General features: G+C 65.4%; 1 pseudogene. It reads left to right on the top strand.

What is annotated here, in order from left to right:
* Nucleotides 1–193 precede the first annotated feature (193 nt).
* Nucleotides 194–620 (top strand): annotated as a pseudogene (locus MKK63_RS31610) (hypothetical protein).
* The last annotated feature ends 274 nt before the right edge of the window (nucleotides 621–894 follow it).

Below are 894 nucleotides of genomic sequence, written 5' to 3'. Positions count from 1 at the left end.
AACATGAGGCTGAGCAAGGCGATCGGAACGATGGGTCGCCCTTTCCACCAGACGATGACGACTCGCAGGAACAGGACCGGGATGGCCGCTGCCAGAAAGGCCCAGAACTGAAGGTCGGATAGATCCATGTGAGATCCGTAGCAGCCTTCTGCCGCTACGCTTTCTTCACGCCCGGTGGCACAGTGCGTCCACCATGCCGATCCGGCCCGAGCACCGCTTCTTCTACCCGATCGACTGGGCGCAGCTCTCGGCCGTGATCCGGTTCGGCCGGGCTAGGGGCTGCTGCGAGGGCTGCGGGCGGCCGCACGGGCAAGATGGTCTACCACCTCGGCGATGGCCGCTGGTGGGATGCGCAAGCCGGCCGGTGGCGCGATGGGTGGGGCAGGCGGATCCGGATCGCTGCGGAAGCTGACATCCTGAAACGGGCCCGCCGGACGCGGGTCGTCCTGGCGGCGGCCCATCGAGATCACGACACCTCGAACAACGCGGATGCCAACCTCGCGGCCTTCCGCCAGCGCTGCCACATGATCCATGATCGGCCCGAGCATCAGCGGCGGCGCTGGCGCACGCTGTTCCGGCGGAAGGCGCTCGGGGATCTGTTCGGTGGCCCCTACGTTTAGACGAGGCTGAGAACACGGAGCCGTTCAACCCTAGGCAAGGAACGGGTTCACGGAAGCGCGATTGCCTTGTTGCCGCATGGTGGACTCCTACGTCCGACCGGCGGTCAACAGGGAGTTACGCCAATGAAAACAGTACTTGCCATCGCCACCGTCTTCATCCTCGCCGGCGCAGCATTCGCTGCGGAAGGCGGTTCAAGCCGCTCTGGCACAGCGAACAGCACGGGTGCGAGTGATGCCGGATCAGGCTCCTCACCTGGTGCATCGGGAAGCGGTC

This window comes from Methylobacterium sp. J-088, from assembly GCF_022829295.1.
GTDB lineage: Bacteria > Pseudomonadota > Alphaproteobacteria > Rhizobiales > Beijerinckiaceae > Methylobacterium.
Note: the sequence above shows the minus strand (reverse complement) of the source record. Positions and strands in the feature narration are given on the sequence as shown.